Genomic DNA, 25,084 nt, shown 5'->3' on the forward strand with positions numbered 1-25,084 from the left:
AATCCGCAGGCGGCCCGGCGGCGTCTTCTCTCTCCCTCACAATTCCGCGCCGGAAAGATGCTCCAATCGCAAGATCATGCGAGCCAGCTTGCCCGCGTCGGCCACCTCGATGTCGTCCGGCACGTTCTGCCCGTTCGTCAAATAACTCAAAGGCAGCCGCCCCTCGCTGAGCACCGGCAGCAGGCCGCCCAAGGACGGGGCCTCATCCAACTTGGTAAGAAGCAGCGCGGTGGGAGACGCGGTTTGGAAATGATCGATGATCTGCCGCAGCGCCCGGGCGCCGATCACGCTGCTCACCACCAGATGAACTTCGTCGGCCCGTGCCTCGGAAAGCAAGGTCCGCAGCTCCCGGATTTTGATTTCATCCTTGGGGCTGCGGCCGGCCGTGTCGATCAACACCAGGTCCAAGCCGTTGAAGCGCTGCACCGCCTCGCGCATCTCCCGCGGTGTGGAAACCACTTGCATCGGCAAGTCGATGATGTCGGCATAGGTGCGAAGCTGCTCCACGGCGGCGATACGGTAGGTATCCACGGTGATCAGCCCCACGCGGCGATTCTCTCGCAGCCGAAAATTGGCGGCCAATTTGGCGATCGTGGTGGTCTTCCCGACGCCGGTGGGACCGATCAGTGCCGCCACGCGACGTTGGCCGCGGCTCAAGCGAATGGGACCGCACACCGCCAATTCACTCTCCAACATCCGCCCGATGCGTGATTTGAGAATCGACACGTCCTCGATGCGGTCGCGAAGGGCGTCGGAGCGAACCCGTTCCACCCAATCCCGCGCCTCCTCTTCGCTCAAGTCCGCATCAATCAGATCGGTGTAGAGTCGGAACAAGGAGTCCGGCCAATCGTATCCGCTTTGCGACCCATTCCTCCGGCACAACTCGTGCAGCATGTGCTCCATGCTCTCCAGCCGATTGCGAACCTCGAGCACCGGCGTCTCGCCGCGGAAGGCCAAACTTCGGGTCTCTGCGTTGGGGACCTCCAAGGACAATCCGGCCTCGCCGAAGTCCGTCCGGTTGCGTCCCATCGCGTCGCGGGGCGGTTCGACCGGCGGCAAGCGACTGGGGACGTTGACCCCCGCCGAGGCCGTCACCTCGATTTTGCGCGGACCGGGCAACAAACCGAACAACCGAGACGTTCGAACCTCACGAGTCCGTAGGATCGCCGCGTCGGGGCCCAATTCACGTCGCACAAGAGCCAATGCCTCATGCATCGTATCAGCGCGAAACGTGTGCACTTCCATCGTCCGTATCCCACTCTCTGTTTTGCTAGACCTCACCGAATCCGGAGGCATCCCAATTCGAATACCGCAAGTATTTCCCACCACCGTTCACCGACGTCGTTCCCTCAACCCCGGCATCCGCCGTTCCGCCAAATCATCCTCCGGCATCAGGCTCCGGGCACCTCGAGTTTCAACGGATATCCGGCACCATGGCGACGGACTCGATCCTCGTGTCGCGCGTGATCTCGTTGTAGCTCAAGACCACCAATTGCGGCAGATAACCGGAAGTCATCTCCTTGAGCGCCGCGCGAATCTGCGGGTTCACCAAAACGATCGGCGGGCGCTGCGCCGACGTCAATTTGCCGATTTCCTGGGCCAAGGCCCGGCAAATCGCTTCGATCACTTGCGGAGGCATGCGGATAAACAATCCGCGCTCGGTGTGATCGAAGCCGGAACGAATCCGATCCTCCAGTGCCGGATCAAGCGTGATGACCGTCAAACGACCCTCGGCATCCCGGTAGCGGGTACAGATGGTCCTGGCCAACCTGGCCCGAACGAATTCCGTCAACAGAATCGGATCCTTGGTCCGCGGCGCATAATCCCCCAACGTCTCCAGGATCAAGCTGAGTTGGCGAATGGGTACCTGTTCCCGCAACAAGAGCTGCAAGATTTGTTGCACCTCGGCCAAACGCATCAAGTTCGGAATCAAGTCCTCGACCACGGCCGGCGAGGTCTTCTTGAGTTCGTCGATTAGGTGCTTCGTGGCGTCGCGGGTTAGGATTTCGTCGGCATGCCGCCGGATCGTCTCGGTCAAGTGCGTGGCAATGACGGCGGACGGGTCCACCACCGTGTAGCCGTACATTTCGGCGCGTTCTCTCTGCGACGGCTCGATCCACAAAGCGGGCGATCCGAACGCCGGGTCCTTCGTTTCAATGCCCTCCACTTTGCCGCCGGTCACGCCTGAATCCATGGCCAATAGCAGGTTCGGATAGACCTCTCCGGAAGCGACGGGCGCCCCCTCGATTTTGATGCGGTATTGATGCTGATCGAGCTGAAAATTGTCGCGGATGCGAACCTTGGGGAGGATGATCCCGATCTCTGCGGCCACGTTCTTGCGAATGCGGTGAATGCGTTCCAAGAGATCTCCGCCGCGTTTGGGATCCGCCAGTCGGATCAGCCCTACTCCAATCTCCACCTCCATGGGATTGACAATGAGATAATCCTCGATCTTCTCTTCGGGCGGTTTTCCCGCATCGGCTTTCTTCTTGGCCTCCTCCGATTGCTTGCGTCGGTTCGTATTACGGGTGAGCACGACAGCCATCGCGGTGCAACCTGCCGCCAGCGATAAGAGCGGCACCGCGGGGAGTCGCGTGAACACCAATAACCCGAGGAAAGCCGCGGCCACAAGGAGGGTTTGCGGCCTGCCGAACATCTGGCGGAGCAGCTCCGCCGGAAGGTTCACTTCCGTACTGCTTCGCGTCACCAAGAGACCGGCGGCCACGGAGATCAAGAACGCCGGCACTTGACTCACCAGCCCGTCACCGATGGTCAGCTTGGTGAAAATCTCGGCTGCCTCGGAAAAAGTCAACCGCAACTGAACGACCCCGATAAAGAAACCGCCGACAATATTCACTAGAGTGATAATGATTCCAGCGATGGCGTCGCCCCGCACGAACTTGCTGGCACCGTCCATGGCCCCGAAGAAGTCGGCTTGGCGTGTGATTTCTTCCCGACGCCGCTGAGCTTCATGCTCATCGATGATTCCGGCATTCAGGTCGGCATCGATGGCCATTTGCCGCCCCGGCATCCCATCCAAGGCGAACCGGGCCGCCACTTCGCTGATCCGCGTGGCACCCTTAGTAATGACCACGAACTGAATCACCACGATAATCAAAAATATGATGATTCCAACGACGATCTGATCCCCGGCGACAAACTCGCCGAACGTTCGCACGACGCTCCCGGCCGCGTTCAAGCCGTCGCTCCCGGCGCGGGTCAGAATCAGCCGCGTCGTCGCGACGTTCAGCACCAACCGCAACAAGGTGCTCGCCAACAGCAAGGATGGAAAGATGCTGAATTCCAAAGGCGCCCGCACGTACACCGTCGTCAGCAGCATGATGACGGCCAGGGTAATGTTGGTCGCCAACAAGAAATCCATGACGGGGGAAGGAAGCGTCACCAAAAGTACCAGCACGCTGACGACCAAAGCCACCGGGAACACCAGTTCCTGCGGCTTGGCGACCGCCCAAAGGCTCGCGCGGGCAATGGGACTTCCTGTAGCCACGATCCGTTACACCCAAAGAAACATCAACGGCTCCGGAAAAGCCTCGCCGGAGTGCCTGAGAAACCGATAGCGATGGACCGCCGACCACGGCGTAGCACCGCTCTTCGAATCGGGTCGGACGATACCGCAATTTGGGCAAAAAATCCAGGTGAGTTCCGCCCATCCCTCGCGCCCGCTCGCAACCCAATGCGGACCGGCTTGAGGCGGTGTTTGGGGCACGGACGGGCCTTGCCGCAAGGAATGCCCGCCGGTTCGAAAACGTTGCAACATGCTTCCTGAAGTACCCAGCGCCGACGCCCACGTCGAATTCCCTCTCCGTTCGCGGGTGCACGCCGAATCTACCGGAGGTTCCTACAAATCGGCCTTTTCTACTGGGGAACCCGACATTGCTTTGACCGATAACAGGGAATGAATCGTCTCGCGGCGACCGGAGCGAGGGAGACTCCGCGCCGAGACAATGGGGAAAATGTGTCGGTGCGCAGACCTGGCAATGGTAGCAAAGTGGGAGAGTTCGAGATTAACCATGCCGCAAGGGAGATCGGAGAAGGTTGGAAAGATTATTGTTTTTGGGTAACTTTAAGGTGATTAGCCCCCACCGCTCCAGGAAAATGGGCAAGCTAGACTCACCCTACGGCAAGGGTTCGCGCGTTCCATCTCGACGCGATGAAGCAACGACACCGACATCGCGATCGCCCTTGAGCCGCCATTGCAATCTGGGTGCGAACCGGTAGCCCGACGCCCAGTGTTTATGCCTGCCGGTTTCCCCCACACTCTTTACTTTACGGATCAGCGTGCAACATGTCGGAAGCAGGTCATCGGAACGAGAACATCGGCGGCTATCGTGATCGCCCGTGGATTCCCCGTTTTTGGGACGGCATCACCTTCTTGGCTTGGATGCGGGTGCTTGCAGCCCATCGATTCCGAATAGCCCCGAGCCGTATCGGCATGGCCGTGCTGATCGCGTTGATCGGCCTGTTCAACTCCTTTCTCGCTGCCGTGCAGCGGCTAGTCCTGGGACGCAAAATTCGCGAGACGGCGTTGCAGGGAGACCCGATTTTCATCGTCGGTCACTGGAGGTCCGGCACCACGCTCCTCCACGAGATGTTCATCGTCGATAAGCGGCATGGTTACACCGACAGTTACGCCTGCTTCGCGCCGAACCACTTTCTGATCTCGCGACGATTCTTGGCTCCCCTTGTCGGATTGCTGATGCCGAAAAAGCGGCCCATCGACAACATGCCGTTCGGCTGGGAGCGGCCGCAAGAGGACGAGTTCGCCCTTTGCAACATGGGGTTGCCCTCGCCGTACCTCAGCCTCATATTCCCCAACGAACCGCGACGTTATGAACGATTCCTGTACATGGAGGGCCTGACCGCTGACGAATTGGAGAACTGGAAACGAGGCTTCTTGACGTTTCTCAAGAGCGTCACCCTGCAAGAGCGGAGGCGGATCGTGCTCAAGTCTCCGCCGCACACGGCCCGCCTCCGCGTTCTCCTGGATATGTTTCCCAACGCCAAGTTCGTCCATATTTACCGCAATCCGTACTCGCTCTTCCCATCCACCATGAATCTTTGGCGGCGCCTCTCCCGCGACGAGGCCGTTCAGATTCCGACTTACGCTGGGTTGGAGGAATACGTCTTTGAGACGTTTGAAAAGATGTACCAACGGTTCGAGGCCGACCGTGCCCTCATCCCACCCGGCAACTTCGCCGAGGTAAGCTACGAGAACCTGGTCTCCGATCCGGTGGGAGAAATGGAACGCATCTACCGCGAGCTGGGACTGGAAGGATTTGAATCGGTCCGCGAGGGTCTGGGCCAATTCATCCGAGAAAGGTCCGGCTACCAGCGCAACCGATTCGATCTCGACTCAACGACGAAGCACAAAATCAGCCGTCGTTGGCGATTCTTTTTCGATCGCTACGGCTATCCGATCGACGATGCCCCCGCGGCAAACGAAGAGAAGCCCGCCCCGGCCGATGATGCCGCCGACAGCCCGTCACACGCCGGAGGCAACGACTGCCAAGTCCAAGCCTTTACCACGGTTCCCGGCGACACTCCCCCGCGACGCCGTCCTTTGCAGCGTCCCTGGACGGCGGACATCTCGTCGCCGCCGCCCCGCCGATAGAGGCGGCCGCAGCAAGGCGAAAGCGTCAGGCGGCGCGTTGTTGCGGGTTGGGCGGTTTTTTGCCTTTGAGCTGATACACGTACGCCAATACTTCGGCCACGGCCGCGTACAGCTCTTGCGGAATAGGCTGATTGACTTCCACGTCGCGGAAAAGGGCTTGAGCCAAGGGCTTTTTCTCGATGATCGGAATGCCGTGTTGCAAGGCCAACCGGCGGATATTCGCGGCCACCAAGCCGGCCCCTTTCGCCACCACGATCGGCGCTGCCATCTTCTCCGGGTCGTATTGCAGCGCGACGGCCAACTCGGTCGGGTTGGTCACGACGACATCCGCCTTGGGAACCGCTTGATTGACGCGGTTCAAGACCAACTGCCGTTGCACCATGCGGCGGCGAGCGGCAATTTGCGGGTCGCCCTCCAGGTTCCGCAATTCCTCCCGCACCTCTTGCGGCGTCATTTTGAGATCTTGTTCGTGCTTCCAGAACTGGAAGCCGAAATCCAAGACGGCCAACACCAACAGGGCCAAGCCCAGACGCAGCGTGACGCCCATCAGAAGGTCGCCCAAGTACCAGGCTAAAGGAAGCATCTCCAGGTCGGCCAAGCCCAGGATTTCGTCGCGGCGAGAATTGAGATACAGAGCGGCCACCGCGGCGACCGCCGCCAGCTTGACCAGCCCCAATCCCAGTCGAAAGGCGTTACTCAAAGAGAAGATTCTGCCGAATCCCTTGAAAGGGTCGATCCGGGAAAAGTCCGGCACCAGCTTGTTCGGCAGGAATAGGAAGCCGGTCTGGAGGAAATTGGCCGCCGTTGCCACGACCATAATCGCGGCCAGCACAGGCCCTAACACGAGCGCCAGTTCCCAGAGAATCTGGCGAAAGAGTGCCGTTGCGTCGGAAACGTCCATCCGCAAGAACGCTTCGGCCCCAAGATGATAGCGCGAAAGCCGCACCAAAGCCTCCCATGCGGCGCGGCCCGTCATCATCAGTGCCAAGGTCCCTCCCAACAGCACTAGGGCGGAAACCATGTCGTGACTCCGCGCTACCTGGCCCTCCTCGCGGGCTTTTTGCCGGCGATGTGGGGTAGGGTCTTGCGATTTTTCGCCGTTTTGCTCGGGCATGGGCCGCGATTCGTTTGCCTGGTTCCGGCCGAGAACGGCTGAGCGATCCCGATCTCGGCACTTGCTTCGCGATTACCCTCCGGCGGTGCCTGTCGATAGCAGCACGCCGAACATGTCGGCCACGGCCGAATCCAAATGCTGTTCGAAGACCTGGGCGATGAGGCCCACCGTCAAGAGTAAGAACCCGATCGCCACCAAGGAGTTGATGCCGAAACCCAGCATCAGCAAGTTCAATTGCGGCAGCGTGCGGCTGATAAGCCCCAGAACCAGCGTGGCCGTCAACAGGGCGGTCGCGGCCGGAGCCCCAACTCGGATTCCCAGCACGAAGCTCTGCGACACAAGATCGACCAGCAAAGCGGGGTACTGCTCTGCGTTCAGGACTCGTCCCGGCGGCAGAACACGGAAACTTTCGATCAATCCTTCGAGCAAAAGCCGATGTCCGCCTACGGCGAGATACACCATGAGGGCTAGGAGGAAGAGGAGCCGGGAAAAGACGGGCACCTCGGACTCCGCCGAAGGGTCATACACGTCGGACATCATGATGCCGCCCATGCGAGCGACCAACTCTCCGCCCAATTCGATTCCCAGCAGGATGACGGCCACGCCGAAGCCGAGCATAAATCCCAATGCCAGCTCCCCCGCCGTAAGTAGGCCGTAGCCCAGCAGCCCCTGCGACTGCGGCAGGCTTGCTTGGGTTTGTAGGGGCGTGAGGACCATCGCCAAGGAAAAGGCGAACAGCGCCCGAATTTGCAAGGGGATTTCGGACGAACCGTAGCCGGGCGCAGCGATCACCAGCCCGCTGGTACGAAAGAATACCAGCGTAAATAGGAAGAATTGCTGCAAAGCCCAATCCACCAACCAACCCATGCTAGGTCTTGTACCTCACCGGCCCGCACCCGCCGCTCCACTTCGCCTCGTTCTCCTCGCGGTTCAAAGATTGGCCGGTATCTGTTGAATCAACTGCTGCGAGTACTCGATCATGTGCGTCAAGGTCCAGGGCAAGGTCAGCAGGAATATCAACATCATGACCGCGAGCTTGGGAATGAACGCTAAGCTCTGCTCTTGGATCTGTGTTACGGCCTGCAGCAGGCCGATCAGCAATCCCACCAACATCCCGGTCACCAAGACGGGCGTGCCGATCAGGATTCCGATCCACAAGGCCTCGCGGGTCAACTCCACGGCATTTTGTACGTCCATCGAAACACCCTCGGTGCGAGCCACGCACCAATCCGCGTCTTAAACGTCGCCGACCTTCCCGGGGCACGCACGAGCTGACTCAGGCAAAGGGAGCGAAGCTCTCCATCAACATGCCGACGACCAAGTGCCAGCCGTCCAAGAGCACGAACAGGAGCAGCTTGAAAGGCAGAGACACCAGCACCGGCGGCATCATCAACATGCCCATGGAAACCATGACGGAGGAGACCACCATGTCGATAATCAAAAAGGGCAGATAGATCTGGAAACCGATCAGGAAGGCCGTCTTCAGCTCACTCAGCATGAAGGCGGGAATCAAGGCTTGGATGGGGACCTCCGCATAGGTTTGCGGCTCTTGTTCCAATTGCATGTGCCGCAGAAACAGCCATACGTCCTCGCTATTGCCGCAGCGCTCGATTTGCAGGGCCATGAATTGCCGGATCGGCCGCTTGCCGTTTTCCCATGCCTCTTCCAACGAAATCTGCCGACTCTGATAAGGTACGATCGCCTCGTCGTAGACTTGTTTCCAGACCGGGGTCATGACAAACAAGGTGATGAACAGCGCCAAGCCGGTGATCACCTGACTGGGCGGCAAGTTCTGGGTGCCCAAAGCCTGGCGCAGCAGGCCCAGCACTACCACGACCCGAATGAAGGAGGTGGTCATCAAGATGACGGCGGGAGCGAGGCTCAACACCGTCAACAGCAGCATCACTTGGAGGGTGGAGGAAAGTCCTTCGGGACTGGTCCAACGTTCCGGTCCCGCGGTCACGGCGTCCGGCACGGAGAGCTGGAGCGGCCGATTGGATCCGCCGGATTGGGCGATGGCGGGCACGCCCGGCACCAATAACGCCAATAAACAGCCCCACATCCCGATCTGCCGACGCAGAAAGGTGCGAACCGTGCCCCACCGGCTGCCGTGCCGCTCACTGTGCGCCGCGCTGATATGGGAGTTCGGCATCCCTGCCATGATGCGATTCATCTCGTAGGAACCGGGCTGAGGCCCCTCGATCTCAGCAGCCGGCGTAGGGCTGTCGCCGAGACCCTCGCCCTAATCCGCGCTGTCATCCCACATGCTTCGGCAAAGCCTCTCCGGCGGCGTATTGAGCAAAAACCTTGCGAAAGGCGTGAGAAGCGCTCGCGGGCGAGTTTCGGCGCCAAATCGCCAAAAGTTCGTCCACCTCTTCCGGGTCTGTCAACTCGGCCAGGGTTTCGGCCCCGTCCACACTGACGCACGCCAGCACCAATTTTCTTCCAAAGCGCAGGACGCAAAGCCTTTGCCGACCGTTCAGGGGAACCTGGCCCAAGATTTCCACCAATTCGCTGGGAAGGCCGGCGGCTCCCTTCCCGGAAGCTCGCCGCATCAGCCAGGCGAAAATCAGAAAGATTCCCAAAACCACGGCCAAGGCGCTGAAGGTCGTGGCAATCGGCCCCCATCCGGACGGTACGACGCCTCCGCTCCGCTCTTGTTCGGTGCCGGAACGCGGCAAACGCAAGACGCCCTCTTGTGATGCAGGGGCATCTTTACCGGCAGCCGTTTCGGTCCGTTTCGCACCGTTACCGGAAAGAGGTACCGATGACCCATCCGCAGATCCTTCCGGCACGAACGTTTCCGTACTCAGAAAGGCCGCCGGCCGTTCCGGCCGATCTGTCGCCGCATTCCCGATGCCGTAAGCCGAAGGTTGTCCGGACGCCCACGAGGCATTTCCCAGAGACCGCCCCCTTCCGCCTTCGACGGCACCATTTCCCGGTGCCAGGCGGGGGTCCCACGAGCCGGCGCTCCCGCCTGCATATTGCGACACCCCGGCAGCTTGGGATGAAGCGGCCGGTGCGGTCGGCCACGTGGGCACTTGTCCCCAAGCCGATTCGACGAGAAGCATGGCCGCGATGCACGCAACGGTCCCATAGCGAAGATTGCCGCCGACCTTCCCGATCGGTAAGCAAACCCGACGGCAGTCCGTGCCTGAGAAAAGCGTCGTGATCGCTCGCCTCTTGGATAACCGCATCCGTGCCATCCTGTTATCGGAAGTCGCCGCTCCCGTCCCGGCCCATCATGGCGGATTCTCCGGCCTCGGCCGGCCCTTGCGCCCGCACACTCGGGGCAAGCATTCTCGCGTTCACGTCTCGGCCACGGGTTCCTGCCCCGCGACCAACTCAGCGACCCGCACGCAGAAGCTGTCGTTCAACACCAGGACCTCGCCCCGCGCCACCAATCGACCGTTGATGTAGACATCCACCGGATCGCCGGCCAATTTGTCCAGAGGGACGACGGCCCCCCGCCGCAACCTCAAGACGTCTTCGAGATACATCCGTGTTCGCCCCAGTTCGATTTTGACATCCAGCTCGACCTCCTTGATTAAGTCCAAGGTGGCCGTCTCGGTCGAGGGCGGCGCTCCGGCAAATTCGGGAAGCTGGAACGCCATCACCCCCGGGGGTAGCGTCGCATCCGCACTGTTCAACGAGGCGATCGCTTGCTCCGCCTGCCGCAAGAGATACTCCAAATCCTCCCGGGGAATGTCCGCATCGGAGGCGGTCGGTGCCGGATCGGGCGACGGTTGCTTCACAGCCTTGGTCGGCGATGCGGCACGAGCCGTCTTTTGCAGCAGCTTCTCGATTTCGCTTTGGTCGAGTACTTTTTCGGCGTCCTGCTCTTGAGAACCGGCCGGGATTGCCGCGGGCTGAGCCGATGACGCGGATTTCGCCGCGTTGAACAGGGATTCGATATCGCTCTGATCGAGCGGGCTTTCCGCGTTGCCCGCCTGCCGTTCACCGCCGCCGTCGGGCGGAGGCTGCTGTTTGGCCTGAGCCAAGAGCTTTTCTATTTCCGATTGACTAAGTAGATCGTCGCCCGACATGAGAATCCATTCCCAATCCAAGGCCGACCGGTCGCATGGCGACTGACCGCCCGTTCCGTGCCCTTCGGCACCGGTAATCAGCCGCCGGACGCTCCGTAATCTCCGCCGATCCGAACCGCTTCCTCGCAGGCCGGCGATTACTGCTCGATGAACGAAAACTCGCTAAACACCACGGTCCGGAGGTAGGGTTTTCCCAGCGCATGGTTAGTTTTCTCTAAAATCTTCCTTTTGATCAACCCCAAACCGGCATCGGTCAGGTCCGTCAATTCCGCGCTGCGGACGATGACCAGGATTTGATCTCGGAGGCGATTCACGTTCTTATTCCATTGGTCCATAAACTCGGCTGACTGCTTGGAGCCGACGGTCCCCCAAAGGTGGAAGTCGATTCGCAACGTCGTTTGCGTGGCAGGCTGGAAAGAAGTCACGCTGAAGTTCCCCAGATCGACCTCCACCTCTTCTCCCGTCCCCGGAACTCCCAGATTGGCGGTGGGATCCATTTTCGTTTCGGGCACGTCCACGGCCTTGCTTTGTGCCGCGACCTGAGTTTCCGTCGCGTTCGCCAACTGTTCGGGATCCACCGTTCCCGCCGAACTCGAACCGGGAAGGAGAAAGTACGCGGCAATGGCTTCAGCGGCGACCAATCCCATCACGAAGGCCGCCAGTTTGAGCTTGCCCAATAGGTTTCCTTGAGACTTCGGCGGCGAAGCTTCCTTGGAAACCTGCTTTTCGTCGACCTCTTGGTTGTTCTTCTTGGGAGCCTCTTGTTTCGCCATAGTTCGCCCTTCGATAAGACGTCCCGAAACCGCGCCCCTGGCAGGGAGGCGGCTTCGAACTGGGAAGAGTTCTCACTACCTAATGAGAGTATAGGTCACGTCCCGGCATGGTGAGCGGGAGGAAGCGGGAGACCCACGATGCACGAGAAAGGGTAAGCTCGGGGACTAGGCCGCCCCGCCGCAGGAGGGTACGCTACGGAGACGAGGCCCGGATTTCCGATGGGGGATGCTAGGGGGTTACCGGCACGGAGAATCGCCGCAGTTTTTCCTCTCCAGTGCCGCGAAATTCGTCGGTCAACTCGTTGAGCATGGAGATTTCGACGCGGGCGTTCATCTTCCGTTTCTCCGGGGCTGGATCAATCGACAGCGGCTCATTCGGCCCCACCACCGCTATCCGGATCCGCCGCGGGTCGATACCCGCCTCGGTCAACTTTTCCATGACCTTCAAGCATTCAGCGTAGGCCAGGTCCCAGTGATCCCGGTAGGGCGAGTCCGGCGGGAGCGGTCGCGAGGACGTGTGGCCACGAATCTCGATTTTCTGCGGTTTACCGGCCAGCACGTTCGCGATCTTGGCAATCGTCTCGTCAAAGGAAGCTGTAGGTTGACTGGTTCCCTCTTCGAAAAAGATCACGCCGCCGGTCGTGGCGTCGTCACTGGGACGAATCGCGCGGACTCGACTCTCCCGTCCCTCCGGCCCCTTGATCTTGCTGGCTCCGTCGAGCGTCCGAGCCAGCTTTTCCCTGCCCTGGCTGACGGACTTCAAGGGCGTGGCGGTCGTGGGCTTATAATACATCGCGATCTCATCCAGAGAGACATACTTCCCGAATCGCTTCCGCAGGGCGTCGGCGAGAGCCTCGAATTGATCCTCCTTTTTCACTTCGCTCATGGCGGCCAACATGATGAAGAACGTTAGCAGCAGCGACATCATGTCGCCGTAGGTCAAGACCCATTCCGGAGCTCCGCCGCCGCCCGACTGCTCTTGCGCCAATTTACCCATCGCGGAAACTTCCTCTGCTTAGCATGAGCCGGCTTTATCGGGGAACCTCGCGCATCGTCGGCGGTCGGCGGCTCGCAGAGAACCGGCGGCTCCCAGAGAAGCCGTCCGTCACGCCGCCTTCGCACCGTCGGCCTGTTTTCTGAGCTTGGGTGGAACGAAAGTCCGTAGCTTCTGTTCGATGACGCGAGGGTTTTCGCCCGCCTGAATGGCCATGATCCCCCGGACCGCGATCTCCATGCGGATTTGTTCCTGTCGCGAGAGAAAGCCGAGCTTTTCGGCCATAGGGATGGCGATCAAATTGGCCACGATCGCGCCGTACAGGGTCGTTAACAGAGCCACCGCCATGCCCGGCCCAATCGCGTTGGGGTCGCTCATGTTACCCAACATGATGATCAACCCCACCAAGGTGCCGATCATGCCGAAAGCCGGTGCGAATTTGCCGATCTGATCGAGAATCAGTTTCCCGCTTTGGTGCCGCGCGGCGACGGCATCCATTTCCGTGCGGAGGATGTCCTCCATGACTTCCGGACGCGTTCCATCCACCGCCATCTGAACACCGAGGATGATGAAGGGATCGGAAATCTCTTGGAGGCGGTTCTCCAAGGCCAAAAGCCCGTCGCGGCGGGCCGTCTCGGCCAGGGAGACGATTTGCTCGATCAATTTCGAGACGTCATCCTGCTTGTTGAGAAAGACCTTCTTCGCCACGCCGAATAACTTCAGCACGTCTTTGAGCGGCATGGCGATCATCACGGCGGCGATCGCTCCCCCAATGACCATCACCACGGAAGGATAGTCGATGAACGCCTGGAAAGAGGCGCCCGGAGCGATGGCAATGGAAAGAATGATCAGCAATACGCCGCCGATCAGTCCGATTACGGAGGCGATGTCCATATCTTACGCCTTTTCCTCAGCGCCGGTCTCTTTGGGAAAGGAAGACGATTGCGGGGGCGGCATCCAGTGTTTGGCGCGGTGATAGGTAACGGCGCGCCGCACGACCTCGTCCATCGATTCCCGTACGACCACGCGCTCGCCCGTCGTCAACGTGATGTACGTGTCCGGCAGCTCCTCCACGTAGCAGATCAACTCCGCATTCAGGACGAAGGGTTCGCCGCTCAATCGCGTCAGGCGTATCATGATTCCTCCGCCGAAATGACGCCGTCGATCGAAAATGCCGGATCGTGTGCGCAACCGGCCGTGCCGCGCGAACACGGCCGGCCGGATTCCCCTTGGCAAAACATAGCTTACGTCCGGCGGCCATCAACGCCGCAAGGACAACAATTCATCCAACATCTGCTGGGCGGTGGAAATCACCCGGGTATTACCTCGATACATCGACGAGGCCAGGATCAAATCGATCAAGCTGGCCCCGATGTCGGTGTTCGACAACTCCACCGCCCCGGCGACCAAGGTACCGATTCCCTGTTCGCCGGGATTACCGATGACGGGCAAGCCCGAGTTGACCCCTTCCGCAAAAAGATTTTGACCGCGCTGCACCAAGCCGGTCGGGTTGGCGAATCGCGCCAGCACGACCTGCCCGAGGTCGCGCGTCACCCCGTTGGAAAACACACCGCGAATCAGGCCGTCCTCGCCGATGATGAAACTCGTCAAAACGCCGGGCGCGGAACCGTCCTGCCGCGAAACCATGAGCGTGCTTCTATCCGCCGCCAAGCCGGAGATCTTGGAAAAGTCCATTTGGAACTCCAGCGGCGAACGGGCGGAGACATGCCGCCGCTCGATGGAAATGCGGTTATTGGTCGCGGAGACGAAATTCCCCTCGCCGTCGAAGTAGATGAGGCCCGTACCGACTGAAATCTCGCTGCCAGAGATCGGATCATTGTCCGGCGAATCGGCAAACCAGCGATAGACGGTGGAGGTGCTGTCACGGCTTTCCAGCACCGCCGTCAGCCGCACGCGGAGCGGGATGCCCAAGGAGTCATAGACCAAGAAGTCGGTCACCGCGCTCTCGCCCACCGCTTCTTGCAGGGTGGTCCACGGCATGTTCACCGTGCTGGTGGTACCGTCGCTCCGCCGCAGCAACATTCCCGACAAGCCGATATCGATGGCGTTATCAACGCCGTTGTTCGCCGTCAAAATGATGCGGCCGTCCGTGCTGACCAATCCACCCGGGCTGGTGGCCGGTTCAGCCGGCGGGTCAGGCGGCGGCGACTTGGGAATCGGATAGGAGGGATCGTCCGTCGGCACCTGGATGCCCATGGCGTTGACCATGAAGTCGATCAAGTCCTGGACCGTGGAGGTGGAGGAGATGACGAACTCCTTCTCCGCAAGAGCACGGCCGCCTTTTCGCCCGGTAAACTCCAGCACCCCCTCCTGAAATACCGGCTCGTAGCTGGAACCGTCCCGCCGCAACACATTGACCAGCAAGGTGGAGGGAATGATCTTGGGACCGTCCATGTCCAGCGTCGGCTGCGTCGCCAACTGCGCGTCGGACATATTGTCCACCAATACCACGCTCGCATCCGTCACGCCGCTGATGGTGGTCACTAAGTGGTACTGCGTATCCGTGGGATTGTACCGATAGATGTAGCGGTTATCCCATTCCGCGGCGTCGCCCGTCGGAATGTTGGTCAGCACGACGCGGCCGTTGATCACGTTGATGGGATCGGTGATCGGACTGGGCCGGCTGATCCGCCCGTCTTTTTCGAAAGCCACGTAGTACGAGTAATTCCCGCTGAGCAACGTCGTATCCAGAGCGGGGCCCAAGCCGGCATCCGCCGTGGTGTCGGTATAGCTCGCCGTTCCCATGGCGACTTCATCGACGTATTGAAAGTCGCCGCCGCTCCCCTCCACGCGCCGATAGATTCGGATGTGCGAATACATGCCGCTACTGTCGGAGGGGAGGTTCCCCAGTACGATCGAATCCTCTCCCGCCCCGACGGTGTACGTCCGCGTGCTGGAATACACCCCCTCACTGAAAGCGGGCGGATCCGAGGGGGGAGGCGGCGAATACGCCCCCGTGGCGTATACCAAGCGGTATTCGTATGTCGTACCGGGCACCAGCCCGCCTCCGGAGGCGGCGCCGCTGAGCAGCATTCCCCCGACGCTCGGCTCGGAGGCATAGGCGACACTCGCTTTGGTAGTCGGCCGGGTATAGCGTCCGTCGCCCAGCACGCCCGTTTGGATCCGCGCGGCGGTGGTGGCCAAATCTCCCGTCGGCGACAGCGTGCCCTGCAAGTACACGTTTTCCGTGGCCTTGGCCACGGCTTCGGACCCCAAGGGAATCGTGATGGACGCAAGGTCCGTTCTCTGAACCTCGAAATTGTCGTCGATCCCGTAACCCAACACGCGATTGCCGGTAATCGTGACCAGCTCGTTGGCGGAATTCAATTTGAAGATGCCGTTGCGTGTGTACAACCGTTCATTCTGCTGCCCTTCCACGATGAAAAAACCGTCTCCTTGAATCGCCATATCCGTGGGATTGGAGCTGATTTCAATCGTGCCTTGATTGAAATTGGGAGTGATGTCGGCCACCATGGTTCCCAAGCCGATTTGCCTGGGATTGGTGCCGCCCATGTCTTCCGTGGGCATGGCCCCCAAAGCGAGTGTTTGCAGAAACTGCGTGGCGAACGCAACGTTGGAGGCCTTGAACCCCACCGTGTTCGAGTTCGCCAAGTTATTGCCGACCACGTCGATCGTGGTTTCCGACGCCGTCAGGCCGGTCAAGGCCGTCGTTAAGGCCGATGCCAATCCCATGTTCGTTCCTCCGTTTCCGTTGGTTTCCCCCTGGAATCAATCAAACCGCCCGGCGTACTCTCATGGAAAGCAAGTCTTTTCTAGGAGCCGCAGCCGCGGCGAACGGTGCTTTTCCGTCCTCACAGCCCGAGCAACTCCGCCAGTGTCGCGTCGGATTGCCGGGCAATCACCTCACTTACGTTCTTCGAAGGCACCTTCTTATCACCGATGTGCAAATAGACCTCGTTCTTATCCACACTAACGCGTTCCACTCGCCCTTCCACGGCATCGCCGGATTCCGTCAATCCGCGAATCGTCTTGTCGATCAGCCCGGCGGCCGCCGTGAGGTTCTGCGATCGCCCCATGTTTTCCAATGTGGAGACCAGGCGCAGGTTGGACTCGATTTCGCGAATCTGGCTGACCTGCTGCAAGAGCTGGGCGTTATCCATGGGATTGAGCGGGTCCTGATTTTGCAGCTCCGCGATCATCATCGACAAGAAGGAATTCAGGTCGAGATTGCGAAAGGCATCGTTCCCATTTGGGTTTTGGGCCCCAAGCTGTCCCTTGATGTTCACGGCCGACGTTTGCATGTTTCTACTCCCAATCTCCGTCGCGAGACGTTTGCATAAGCGGTCCTTCCGGCCATCAGATGAGGACGTCGATTCCATTCGCGGTCCGCACTCCCACCGCAGTTCCGTCCGCCCGGCCCGGCGGCTCGACGGCCTGCGCCCTCCGCCTGGAAGTCCCCATTTCGTGATGCCGCCTCCCCTGCCCGTCCGAGGGCGGTTGAAAGGCTTGCTGCGATGCGTCTTGTCCGCCCTGCCCCATCAAGTCCAGCTCGAACCGCTCCACGCGGATGCCGTGATCCGCCAAGCGTTGCCGCAAGAGCGGAAGGTGTTCGGCCAACAGGTCGCGAGCCGCGGCCGATTCCGCCTCCATTCGCGCCGACATCACGCCGTCGGTAATCTTCAATTCGACTCTGAGCGAGCCTAATTCGGGCGGATGCAGCCGCAACCGGACATGGCCGCCCCGCTCGTTGGCCGCGCGAAAAGCCTGAGACACCCGCTGCACAAAACGCGCGCGATCCGCCGCATCGATATTGGTCCGAGAACCCTCGCCGTTCCGCCCCGGCGGTGTCGCCTGCGATTCGTAACCCGTCGGCCCGGAGTCCGTCTTCGTATTCCCTGTCCCCGCCATCACAGGATCGGACCTCGCTGCATTCGATTCCGTGGCCGCAACCGCGGGAGCCGCGTTCGCAGCCCCGGGCGCGGCCGGTGAAGCCCCGATGTCTCCCAGAACCGGCGCGACGTTTTGCGCGGCCGCCGGCTTATCCGCAGGTCCCAGCGGCGTGCCCTGCATGACTCTCGCCGGCTGGAACCGGTCGCCGCCGTCCTCGTTTTTCACATCGCCCTTCTGAACTTGCCGTTTTCCCCGACCCCGAGCTCGCTCCGCGGTGCGTGATTCTTCGGTGGTGCCGCGCTCATTCCTTCCAAGCTGGGATACGGAGTCACCGGTCGCATCCAAAACCGGAGCCGATGGCGCTTCCGCCTTTTTTCCCGCGTCTTCCTTAACCTGAGCATCGGGGTGTTTTTCTTCGACCACGGGGTCGTTTCGATCCGTCGGAGGTCGATCGCTCCCATCGCCCTTGAGCTTCCGCCAATCCGCCGAATCCTTGGCACTGCCGACGGCTTGGCGCACGGTAGAGCTTCCCATCGCGGCGGTTTCGCTCGCAACTCCGACTTCCGTGGTCGCCGGTCCCTTGACGCCGTCTCCCTTCGTTTCGACTGCCATCGCGGGCTCCGAATCCCGCGAGGGTGAAGGCTCCGCTCGAAGCCCGCTTTCACCGTGGGAGGCGAGCCGGGTCGAATCCTCGACGGCATGGGCCGCTGTCGGCGGACGGCTCCCCTCTTCGGTCGCCGGCAGTTCGTCACGATCAACCGGGGCCGCATCCAATGCCTCCCTTAGCGACTCCGAATCTTCTCCCCGCTGTTTCGCGTCCATGGAGACGGCTTGGTCGGAAGCCTCGGAATCATCTCCCGACGTCCTCGATGACGGTTCGGCACGGACAGCTTCCGCCTCTTCCTCGTTCTCCGATTCGTCTTCGGCTTCTTCCGCCTTGCGAGGCTCGCGATCCGCCCGCGACGACGAGATGTCCGACGTCTCGGGTTGCGATCCCGTGGATCTCTCGTCCGGCCGGGCCGCGGATGCCTGCCGCGGGGAATCCTTTACGCGCGTCTGCAAGAGTTCCGCAAAGGCGGAATCCGTTCTGAATAGCTTGCCGCCCGGCTGCGCGAAGGTGACCTGTAGGCGTTCCACCCCGACCTTGCCGCGATCCACCGAGATTTCCGCCATGTGTCCGCACTCCTAACAGCAGTTACGGCGAGGTTGCCTGCGCCCCGGCGACTTCGGCCATCACGCCCCCCTCCCGCAGCAGGCGGAGCACCTCGGCAATCTTGTCCGTTTCTTCCGGGGTCCGAAACTCGGAAATGATCTTGCCGCGTTTCGAATCGTTCATCTCCGCAAGCAGTGCCACCACTTCCCGCTCCTCCCCCTTGTTCAACATGTCCAAGAGGAGCAACTTGGCTTGCGCGGGCTTGACGGTCTCCAGCGTGCGTCGCACCGTCTCGCGCCCGGCGGTGACGGATTCATCCTCAACGGCTTGGACCTTCTCTTGGAAGGACTGTTCTCGCTTGGCTAGTAGTTTTTCCTTTTCGCTAAATCGCGTCTCCTCGACCCGAAGCTGATCTTGGAGGTTTTGCAGAGCGAGGGCCTTCAGCTCCAAGTCTCGATAGGCTAGGGCGCGACGTTGCAAGATGGCTTCGTACGAAGGCTCCTCGGCGGGCTCCGCAGGCTCCGGCAGAGATGCATTCACGGCGGCGGGAAGCGACCTCCCACGAATGACGTCCAAGGCTTGCGTCACGCGCTGGGGCGTCACCTTCCAGGCCAGCCACACATGAACGCAGACGATGATCGTGCCCAGGGCCAAGGCCGCCAGGAAATACACCGCCAGCGCCCCCAGAGCCTCCACGATACGAATCACGGATCGACCTCATGCACCGCCGAACGACTTCCGACTTCGTCCAACATCTTGGTTTCCAAGCGATCCTCTTCGCGTCGGTATTCCTCGAACCGTCGATCGCGCAGCATTTCCAGCACGCGGACCTGCCGATCGGCCTCCGCCAGGCGTTCCCGCCTACGCTCGATTTCCTCCTCCACCTGCGCCATTTGCTGTTTCAGGACTTCCCGTTGGGCGGCCACCGTCATTTGATAACGGCGCAAGTGCAGCATCAGATCCACTTGGACCTCCCCGGCACGGGAACAGTCGCGGAGCCGGACGTTCAAACTCTCCCACTCGGCCGCCATCCGGCGCTCATACTCCTCCAAAACCTGCTTGGCTTGAAGTGCCTGACCCAACTCCCTGCGACGATCATCCCGCTCGTTTTCGCGTAACCGTAAGATCGTCTGCAATCGAAAACGGAAGCTCGCCATCGCGTATTCCGTTCGGCCCGGCGCACGCGTCGCTTCGGGCCTGTGTTCAGTTCTCGTAACCTCCCCTCACCCACGACTTTCGCTCACGGTTTTTCGGTTCAGCGCGGCCCGGCCGATCCCAGGGGCTGAGCATTCGGCGCGCCGGCCCCCGGCGACCGGCCTTGCCTCACGGTGCCCGCCCCGCCGCTGTCATTTCCCCGAGCGCTCGTAGGACCGTTCAGTTGCCTCGCGGTTTGCGGTCCGCCGCCGGCCGCGGTAACGGGGCCGGAATTCACGCCGCCGCCTTGCCCATTCATTTCCGGTCGCTGAGCCGCCGATCCGGCCGCGGCCTTCGCGATTTGCTCGGCCAATTGCATGAGTCGGGCCGCCGTTTGGGAGTATTCGGCGCGGTCCCCCATATCCTGCCGCAAGAACGCGTCGATGTCGTCACGCATGGCCAAGGCGGCATCGACCAGGGGATTACCGCCGCGGCGGTAAGCACCGATGGAAATTAGGTCCTCGTGATCGCGGTAGGCGGCCAGCAACTCGCGCAGCTTTAGTGCCGCACGGTTGTGTTCGGGGGGGACGATGTCCGGCATCAAGCGGCTGAGGCTTGCCGTCAGATCCACGGCGGGAAAATGCCCCTTGCCCGCCAGTTTTCGCGACAGCCAGATATGCCCGTCCAACAACCCGCGAACGGCGTCCGCCACCGGTTCGTTCGGGTCATCCCCCTCGACCAAGACGGTGTAGAATCCGGTAATGGCGCCCGCCGGACTCCTGCCCGCCCTCTCCACCAGCCGCGGCAGCAAGGCGAAGACGCTGGGAGTGTACCCCTTGGTGGTCGGCGGTTCACCGGCCGCCAACCCGATCTCGCGCTGCGCCAGGGCGAAGCGCGTGAGTGAGTCCATCAGCAGCAAGACGTCCTTCCCTTGATCGCGGAAATACTCGGCAATGGCGGAGGCGGCCAGCGCGGCCTGCACCCGAAGTACCGCCGGCTCATTGCTGGTCGCCACCACCACGACGCTCTTGGCAAGCCCCTCGGGGCCGAGGTCGCGTTCCAAAAAGTCGTTGACCTCCCGGCCCCGCTCACCGATCAGCGCGATGACGTTGACGTCGGCGGCCGTGTACTTGGCCATCATCCCAAGCAACACGCTTTTTCCCACCCCGGCCGCGGAGAAAATCCCCAGGCGCTGCCCCTTCCCGCACGTCAAGCATCCGTCGATCACGCGAATCCCCGTCGGTAACGGCTCGTCGATGCGCGGCCGGCTGCACGGATGCGGCGGAGCGGCGTCATAATGGACTCGATCGGAAAGGAGCGGCTGCGGCTTGCCGTCCACGGCGAACCCTTCGGCATTGATCACCCTGCCCAACAACCCGGGTCCTACCCGCAACCAGCGGACGGTCTTCGCCAATCGCACGACATTGCCGTGGCGAACTCCTTGTCGATCGCCATAGGGAAACAAGAGCGTCAAATCATTCTTGAATCCAACGACTTCGGCCCGGATGGGGACGGTCCCCTGGCGCTCGATCTCGGCAATCGCACCGATGGGGGCGGGAAATCCGGCCGCTGCGACGGTGATCCCGACGGTCTGGACCACCGTCCCCCGCACTTCCGCCGTCATGATCGGTCGCAATTGTTCCACCCAATCCATGGCTTACCATCCCATCCCCATCGCGACGGCATCCGCCGTTGCGACAGGCGCGACGTCTTTTCCGCATGATCTCCGGCCGTTCGTCAAGCTCCCGTCAATTCCTCTTCGATCCTGGCCAATTGCCGCTCGAATTGCTGATCGATGACGCTGAATTGAGTCTCCACGCGACAGCCTCCGCGAGTAATCGCTTCGTCGGAGACGATCTCGGCCTTCGCCGCCGGGGCCAATTCCCTCAACAGTTTTTCGGCTTGCGGTGCCAAGGCGGCATGATCGAGCGGGTGCAGTCTCAACCGCAAGTGCGGAGCGCCCGCGGCCAGCTCCAAGGCCTCGCGCACAAGCGGCCAAGGCACTTGGGGATCTCGCTCCACTTCTCGTCGCACCAATTTCGCGGCAATGGCCCCCGCCAGTCGCACCGCCCCTTTCTCCCACTGGGAAAGGAAGCTCTGCTTGGCCTCCTCGATCTGCCGCACCGCTTCGCGCAAGGCGGGGAGAAGGGTTACGAGCTTACGTTCCAAATCCGCGACGGCGATTTTTACCGACTCTTGCCGCGCGGCCGCGCGGCCCTCCTCCTCCGCGCGTTTGCGAATGGCTGCCGCTTCCTTATGAGCCGACGCGATGATCTTGGCGGCCTCCCCCCGAATGCCTTCCAGGTATTTCCTTGCTCGGACGCTGAGGTCTTCAAAATTGAAGGGCACGGTCTCTTGCGCCGCCGAGGAATCGCCCGACTTGATCACCGTCGCCATGATTGCCACCACCCATCCGATGCCCGAATCACCCGCCCCGGCCGATACCGCGGCGGGCCCAGGTCATGCGACCTCGCGCACAAAAGTCGCCCTCTCGCCCGGACGCGGACCGCCGTCGCCGCTACGATCGGCGGTCGCTCCACCCGCCGCCGCTACCGGCATGCGGAGATGTCTCAGTTCGGGCGGCACGCGGACGCGTTGCCGGGCGGCCGACCGGCGAGCGATCTCGGCGACGCGCCGCCGGGCCTCCTCGACGTCGCTCAAACGTACCGGCCCCAGTTCCGCCATTTCGCGCCGGACACGATCTGCTTGGTCCGACGGCAATTGGGCCAAGACCCGTTCCTGAAAACCCAAGGGCGTCCCCCACAAGGCCAACACCGCAACTGCCAAGTCGACTTGCTCGAAGATCAAACCCAGCGAGAGATCATCGAACCGAATCAGGTGATTGAACTCAAAAAACGGAGCCGCCGGCAGACGATCAGCCAGGTCCGGCGCCAATTGGGAGATGGTATGGAGCAGCCGGTCGCCCACCGGTTGCGGGGCGTTTTGCAAAATCCCCGCCACGGCGGACCAGCCCGCCACGCGACGGCGCTGCATGGCCACCACATCCGAGAGCTTGGCCTGCAAGGCTCGATCCACCTCCTTGAGGACTTCCGGATCCGTCTCCTCGAGATCCACCAACCGCCGCATGACCTCCACTTGCAGGGTCGGCGGCAATCGGACCAGCACCGCGCCCGATTGCTGGGGCGGAAGATGCGACAAGACCAGCGCGACGGTTTGCGGCCGCTCGTTGAGCAAGATTCCGGCCACTTTGTCAGCCTCCGCGTCGAGCAGCGTACGGAAGGGGCGATCTCGGGTCTCGCCGGTCGCAGCCTCGCCTCCTCCGGTCGCCGGCGACTCCCGTCCGGCGGTCTTCGCCGCGAACGAACCCATCGACGGCGATCGCGGCGCTTCCTTGCCTTCCAAACGGAATTGCACGATCGTCGGCACCATTTGCCGGAACTCATCCAAGACTTGCCGTCGCTCCTGCGGTGAAATCACTCCCAAGTCCATCCATGCGCTTCGTATCTTCTCGGCCTCGCCGGGAGAGAGCCGTTCCAAGAGCAAATCCGCCGCCGCAGGATCCAGCGTATCGATCAAGACGGCCGCCTTACGCAATCCCGTCATTTCCGCCTCCTCTCCGTTTCCACGCTCCTCTTCGAAAGGGCAGGCGTCGGATACTCTCGCGGCGCCATCCGCTCAAACGGCCTCCTGAGTTGCTTCGCCTCACACGGGATTGCCGATCCACGTCTTCAGGATGTTGGCGGCCGTTTCGGGATCTTCCGCGACCAATTCCGCCAGTTCGTCTCGGAGGGATTTGCTGCCGCCGTCTTTCCAGGCTTTCTTCGCTTTCGATTCTCCGCCGGCTTCCGCGGCTTCCTGCTCCTCAGCCCGCGACGCCGCCGCGAGGTTCAACGATCCGGCCGGAGGCATGGATTCGGCTCGGCTCTGAACCGTGGAACGCAGGACCACCAAACTCACCAGAGCCAGCCCCATCAGGCCCAACGTCGTCCAGTATCGACCCACGAATTCCAGTACCTGCTCGCCCATGCCGGGGGGCGTCGGCTCGACGGTCGGCATATCCATGAAATCGGTTATGGTGACGAGCTGATTGGGGTCCGTGCCGTCTTGTGCCTGCGGTAGGAGGGTCAATACGTGCGTGCGAATCTTGGCCAGTTCGTCGGTGCGAATCTTGTCCAATTCCTGGGGGGTCGGCTCCTTCGGAGCGCCGGCGTTATTCGGGTCGGCAGGTTGCGATTGCAGCCACACCTTGCGGAAGTAACCCGCGGGAACGGCCACGGACACCGAGACCTTTTTGATCGGATATCCCGCCGTCTCTTGACGCACCACCGTTTGACCCACGGCGTTTCGCTCCGTCCGCCGGGTCTCCTCTTCAGTTTCGGTAGGACTGCTCGCAGGGCCGGCGTTCAAGGATCGCGGCGTATTGCCTTGCGCCACGTATCCCACGCGTCCTCCCTGCCCTCCGTCCGATTGCCGCGTGCGACTGTCCTCGGTCACGTCCAACGGCACGACCTTGGGATCGAGTTTTACTTGCTCCTGGGTCATGGAACGCGTGGGATCGAGTTCCACATTGCAGCTCACCAGCACGCCCGGCACGTAACCCAAAGCCGCGCGGACTTGCGAGGCGAAGTAGGAATCCCACGATCGTTTGACGGCATAGAACCCGGCCGCATCTTGGGGATCGTTATCGGGCGAGGCGTAGTAATTCGCGCCGGTATCCATGTTGGTGACGACGACGTCCTCGGGCTTGAGGCCGCCGATGCTCCGCGCGACGTAGTAGCGGATGGATCTTACGACGTTGTCGGGCAACTCCTGCCCGCCCACCGGTTTGACGGCCACGCCCGCCGTGGTCACCGTTTCTCTCTGAAGACCGCCTCGCGTCGCTCGATCGAACATTACGACGGCGCTTTGCACGCCCGCCATTTGGCTGATGACCCGCGACAATTCCTTTTGCAGGGCCACCTTCATCCGCTCCTCCAGCTTGAAGCGGCTCTCGAAGGAGCCGGACTCTTTCAACGTCCGCTCCAAGATGTCGAGATAGTTGTACGGCAGGGCGTTGCCCTCGGCCAAAGCGGCCATGTATTTATCCTGCTGCGCCCGGGGGACTCGGATTCGTGTTCCCTCCACTCGGTAGTCATTCAGTCCCTTGGCGGCAAAGGCGGCTTCCATGGCGGGCAAGTCGGCCGGAGTGAAATACTCTCCGTTCAGCAGATAGCTGTCAGGCCCGGATCCGCCGTGCATGAAAAGGTAGCCCAGGCTGATCACCACCACCGCCAGAAGCAAGGCGGACGTGATTCTCGCCCCCGGCGTCATGGAGGAGAAGACGTCGCGAAGCTGATCCCAGGCCTTGTTGATGAAGTCCATCCGTGGACTCCCCTCCGTTATCGTTCAAAGATCGCCGATCGAGT

22 protein-coding genes are annotated in these 25,084 nt (G+C 61.4%); 1 reads left to right on the forward strand and 21 read right to left on the reverse strand.

What is annotated here, in order from left to right; translation table 11 throughout:
* Positions 1-36 precede the first annotated feature (36 nt).
* Together flhF and flhA are read right to left on the reverse strand one after the other, a co-directional pair.
* Positions 37-1,245, reverse strand: coding sequence for a flagellar biosynthesis protein FlhF (gene flhF / locus ACZ5B4_RS07930; protein WP_464913896.1), 1,209 nt, complete (start codon positions 1,243-1,245; stop codon positions 37-39).
* 169 nt (positions 1,246-1,414) lie between these two features.
* Positions 1,415-3,508 carry a flagellar biosynthesis protein FlhA gene (gene flhA / locus ACZ5B4_RS07935; RefSeq protein ID WP_464913897.1) on the reverse strand — a complete coding sequence of 698 codons (2,094 nt, stop codon included), beginning with the start codon at positions 3,506-3,508 and terminating at the stop codon, positions 1,415-1,417.
* Positions 3,509-4,306: 798 nt separating this feature from the next.
* Here flhA and ACZ5B4_RS07940 point away from each other — a divergent pair.
* Positions 4,307-5,632, forward strand: a complete 1,326-nt coding sequence (locus tag ACZ5B4_RS07940) for a sulfotransferase family protein (RefSeq protein ID WP_464913898.1) — start codon at positions 4,307-4,309, stop codon at positions 5,630-5,632.
* Between the two features lie 25 nt (positions 5,633-5,657).
* On the opposite strand, the gene flhB is transcribed toward ACZ5B4_RS07940, so the two are convergent.
* The 19 genes from flhB to ACZ5B4_RS08035 form a co-directional block, all read right to left on the reverse strand.
* Complete coding sequence (gene flhB / locus ACZ5B4_RS07945; protein ID WP_464913899.1) at positions 5,658-6,746, reverse strand: flagellar biosynthesis protein FlhB; 1,089 nt, start codon at positions 6,744-6,746, stop codon at positions 5,658-5,660.
* Positions 6,747-6,818: 72 nt separating this feature from the next.
* Complete coding sequence (locus tag ACZ5B4_RS07950; protein WP_464913900.1) at positions 6,819-7,613, reverse strand: flagellar biosynthetic protein FliR; 795 nt, start codon at positions 7,611-7,613, stop codon at positions 6,819-6,821.
* A 63-nt stretch (positions 7,614-7,676) separates the two neighbouring features.
* On the reverse strand, positions 7,677-7,943 hold the full coding sequence (gene fliQ / locus ACZ5B4_RS07955; protein WP_464913901.1) for a flagellar biosynthesis protein FliQ: 267 nt from the start codon (positions 7,941-7,943) through the stop codon (positions 7,677-7,679).
* 79 nt (positions 7,944-8,022) lie between these two features.
* Positions 8,023-8,907 (reverse strand): flagellar type III secretion system pore protein FliP, encoded by an 885-nt coding sequence (gene fliP / locus ACZ5B4_RS07960; RefSeq protein WP_464913902.1) that lies wholly within the window; start codon positions 8,905-8,907, stop codon positions 8,023-8,025.
* Positions 8,908-9,001: 94 nt separating this feature from the next.
* Positions 9,002-9,541, reverse strand: coding sequence for a FliO/MopB family protein (locus ACZ5B4_RS07965; protein ID WP_464913903.1), 540 nt, complete (start codon positions 9,539-9,541; stop codon positions 9,002-9,004).
* A 513-nt stretch (positions 9,542-10,054) separates the two neighbouring features.
* Positions 10,055-10,792, reverse strand: coding sequence for a flagellar motor switch protein FliN (gene fliN, locus ACZ5B4_RS07970; RefSeq protein WP_464913904.1), 738 nt, complete (start codon positions 10,790-10,792; stop codon positions 10,055-10,057).
* 137 nt (positions 10,793-10,929) lie between these two features.
* Positions 10,930-11,565, reverse strand: coding sequence for a flagellar basal body-associated FliL family protein (locus ACZ5B4_RS07975; protein ID WP_464913905.1), 636 nt, complete (start codon positions 11,563-11,565; stop codon positions 10,930-10,932).
* Positions 11,566-11,794: 229 nt separating this feature from the next.
* A complete protein-coding gene (locus ACZ5B4_RS07980; RefSeq protein ID WP_464913906.1) occupies positions 11,795-12,562 on the reverse strand; it encodes an OmpA/MotB family protein in 768 nt (255 codons plus the stop codon).
* A gap of 108 nt (positions 12,563-12,670) precedes the next feature.
* Positions 12,671-13,453: a motility protein A gene (locus ACZ5B4_RS07985; RefSeq protein ID WP_464913907.1), complete on the reverse strand. Its 783-nt coding sequence runs from the start codon at positions 13,451-13,453 to the stop codon at positions 12,671-12,673.
* 3 nt (positions 13,454-13,456) lie between these two features.
* Positions 13,457-13,696 (reverse strand): flagellar FlbD family protein, encoded by a 240-nt coding sequence (locus ACZ5B4_RS07990; RefSeq protein ID WP_464913908.1) that lies wholly within the window; start codon positions 13,694-13,696, stop codon positions 13,457-13,459.
* A gap of 123 nt (positions 13,697-13,819) precedes the next feature.
* Complete coding sequence (locus tag ACZ5B4_RS07995; RefSeq protein ID WP_464913909.1) at positions 13,820-16,273, reverse strand: flagellar hook-basal body complex protein; 2,454 nt, start codon at positions 16,271-16,273, stop codon at positions 13,820-13,822.
* A 119-nt stretch (positions 16,274-16,392) separates the two neighbouring features.
* Positions 16,393-16,842 (reverse strand): flagellar hook assembly protein FlgD, encoded by a 450-nt coding sequence (locus tag ACZ5B4_RS08000; RefSeq protein ID WP_464913910.1) that lies wholly within the window; start codon positions 16,840-16,842, stop codon positions 16,393-16,395.
* 55 nt (positions 16,843-16,897) lie between these two features.
* Positions 16,898-18,604, reverse strand: a complete 1,707-nt coding sequence (locus ACZ5B4_RS08005; RefSeq protein WP_464913911.1) for a flagellar hook-length control protein FliK — start codon at positions 18,602-18,604, stop codon at positions 16,898-16,900.
* A gap of 22 nt (positions 18,605-18,626) precedes the next feature.
* The gene (locus ACZ5B4_RS08010; protein ID WP_464913912.1) at positions 18,627-19,292 is read right to left on the reverse strand and encodes a hypothetical protein; all 666 of its coding nucleotides are present in this window, start codon (positions 19,290-19,292) and stop codon (positions 18,627-18,629) included.
* Positions 19,289-19,741 carry a flagellar export protein FliJ gene (gene fliJ / locus ACZ5B4_RS08015; protein ID WP_464913913.1) on the reverse strand — a complete coding sequence of 151 codons (453 nt, stop codon included), beginning with the start codon at positions 19,739-19,741 and terminating at the stop codon, positions 19,289-19,291. Before fliJ ends, ACZ5B4_RS08010 begins: the two co-directional genes overlap by 4 nt.
* A 98-nt stretch (positions 19,742-19,839) precedes the next feature.
* Positions 19,840-21,372: a FliI/YscN family ATPase gene (locus tag ACZ5B4_RS08020; RefSeq protein ID WP_464913914.1), complete on the reverse strand. Its 1,533-nt coding sequence runs from the start codon at positions 21,370-21,372 to the stop codon at positions 19,840-19,842.
* An 83-nt stretch (positions 21,373-21,455) separates the two neighbouring features.
* A complete protein-coding gene (locus ACZ5B4_RS08025; protein WP_464913915.1) occupies positions 21,456-22,115 on the reverse strand; it encodes a FliH/SctL family protein in 660 nt (219 codons plus the stop codon).
* Positions 22,116-22,178: 63 nt separating this feature from the next.
* Positions 22,179-23,282 carry a FliG C-terminal domain-containing protein gene (locus ACZ5B4_RS08030; protein WP_464913916.1) on the reverse strand — a complete coding sequence of 368 codons (1,104 nt, stop codon included), beginning with the start codon at positions 23,280-23,282 and terminating at the stop codon, positions 22,179-22,181.
* A 99-nt stretch (positions 23,283-23,381) separates the two neighbouring features.
* Entirely contained in the window at positions 23,382-25,040 is a 1,659-nt protein-coding gene (locus tag ACZ5B4_RS08035) for a flagellar M-ring protein FliF C-terminal domain-containing protein (RefSeq protein ID WP_464913917.1), read from the reverse strand.
* Positions 25,041-25,084 lie beyond the last annotated feature (44 nt).

The organism is Thermogutta hypogea, from assembly GCF_055386265.1.

What these genes read in the sequence shown, in the direction of transcription:
- flhF (WP_464913896.1), bottom strand. Translation starts at nt 1,245, where the DNA reads ATGGAAGTGCACACGTTTCGCGCTGATACGATGCATGAGGCATTGGCT.
- ACZ5B4_RS07940 (WP_464913898.1), top strand. Translation starts at nt 4,307, where the DNA reads ATGTCGGAAGCAGGTCATCGGAACGAGAACATCGGCGGCTATCGTGAT.
- flhB (WP_464913899.1), bottom strand. Translation starts at nt 6,746, where the DNA reads ATGCCCGAGCAAAACGGCGAAAAATCGCAAGACCCTACCCCACATCGC.
- ACZ5B4_RS07950 (WP_464913900.1), bottom strand. Translation starts at nt 7,613, where the DNA reads ATGGGTTGGTTGGTGGATTGGGCTTTGCAGCAATTCTTCCTATTTACG.
- fliQ (WP_464913901.1), bottom strand. Translation starts at nt 7,943, where the DNA reads ATGGACGTACAAAATGCCGTGGAGTTGACCCGCGAGGCCTTGTGGATC.
- fliP (WP_464913902.1), bottom strand. Translation starts at nt 8,907, where the DNA reads ATGGCAGGGATGCCGAACTCCCATATCAGCGCGGCGCACAGTGAGCGG.
- fliN (WP_464913904.1), bottom strand. Translation starts at nt 10,792, where the DNA reads ATGTCGGGCGACGATCTACTTAGTCAATCGGAAATAGAAAAGCTCTTG.
- ACZ5B4_RS07975 (WP_464913905.1), bottom strand. Translation starts at nt 11,565, where the DNA reads ATGGCGAAACAAGAGGCTCCCAAGAAGAACAACCAAGAGGTCGACGAA.
- ACZ5B4_RS07980 (WP_464913906.1), bottom strand. Translation starts at nt 12,562, where the DNA reads ATGGGTAAATTGGCGCAAGAGCAGTCGGGCGGCGGCGGAGCTCCGGAA.
- ACZ5B4_RS07985 (WP_464913907.1), bottom strand. Translation starts at nt 13,453, where the DNA reads ATGGACATCGCCTCCGTAATCGGACTGATCGGCGGCGTATTGCTGATC.
- ACZ5B4_RS07990 (WP_464913908.1), bottom strand. Translation starts at nt 13,696, where the DNA reads ATGATACGCCTGACGCGATTGAGCGGCGAACCCTTCGTCCTGAATGCG.
- ACZ5B4_RS07995 (WP_464913909.1), bottom strand. Translation starts at nt 16,273, where the DNA reads ATGGGATTGGCATCGGCCTTAACGACGGCCTTGACCGGCCTGACGGCG.
- ACZ5B4_RS08000 (WP_464913910.1), bottom strand. Translation starts at nt 16,842, where the DNA reads ATGCAAACGTCGGCCGTGAACATCAAGGGACAGCTTGGGGCCCAAAAC.
- ACZ5B4_RS08005 (WP_464913911.1), bottom strand. Translation starts at nt 18,604, where the DNA reads ATGGCGGAAATCTCGGTGGATCGCGGCAAGGTCGGGGTGGAACGCCTA.
- fliJ (WP_464913913.1), bottom strand. Translation starts at nt 19,741, where the DNA reads ATGGCGAGCTTCCGTTTTCGATTGCAGACGATCTTACGGTTACGCGAA.
- ACZ5B4_RS08020 (WP_464913914.1), bottom strand. Translation starts at nt 21,372, where the DNA reads ATGGATTGGGTGGAACAATTGCGACCGATCATGACGGCGGAAGTGCGG.
- ACZ5B4_RS08025 (WP_464913915.1), bottom strand. Translation starts at nt 22,115, where the DNA reads ATGGCGACGGTGATCAAGTCGGGCGATTCCTCGGCGGCGCAAGAGACC.
- ACZ5B4_RS08030 (WP_464913916.1), bottom strand. Translation starts at nt 23,282, where the DNA reads ATGACGGGATTGCGTAAGGCGGCCGTCTTGATCGATACGCTGGATCCT.
- ACZ5B4_RS08035 (WP_464913917.1), bottom strand. Translation starts at nt 25,040, where the DNA reads ATGGACTTCATCAACAAGGCCTGGGATCAGCTTCGCGACGTCTTCTCC.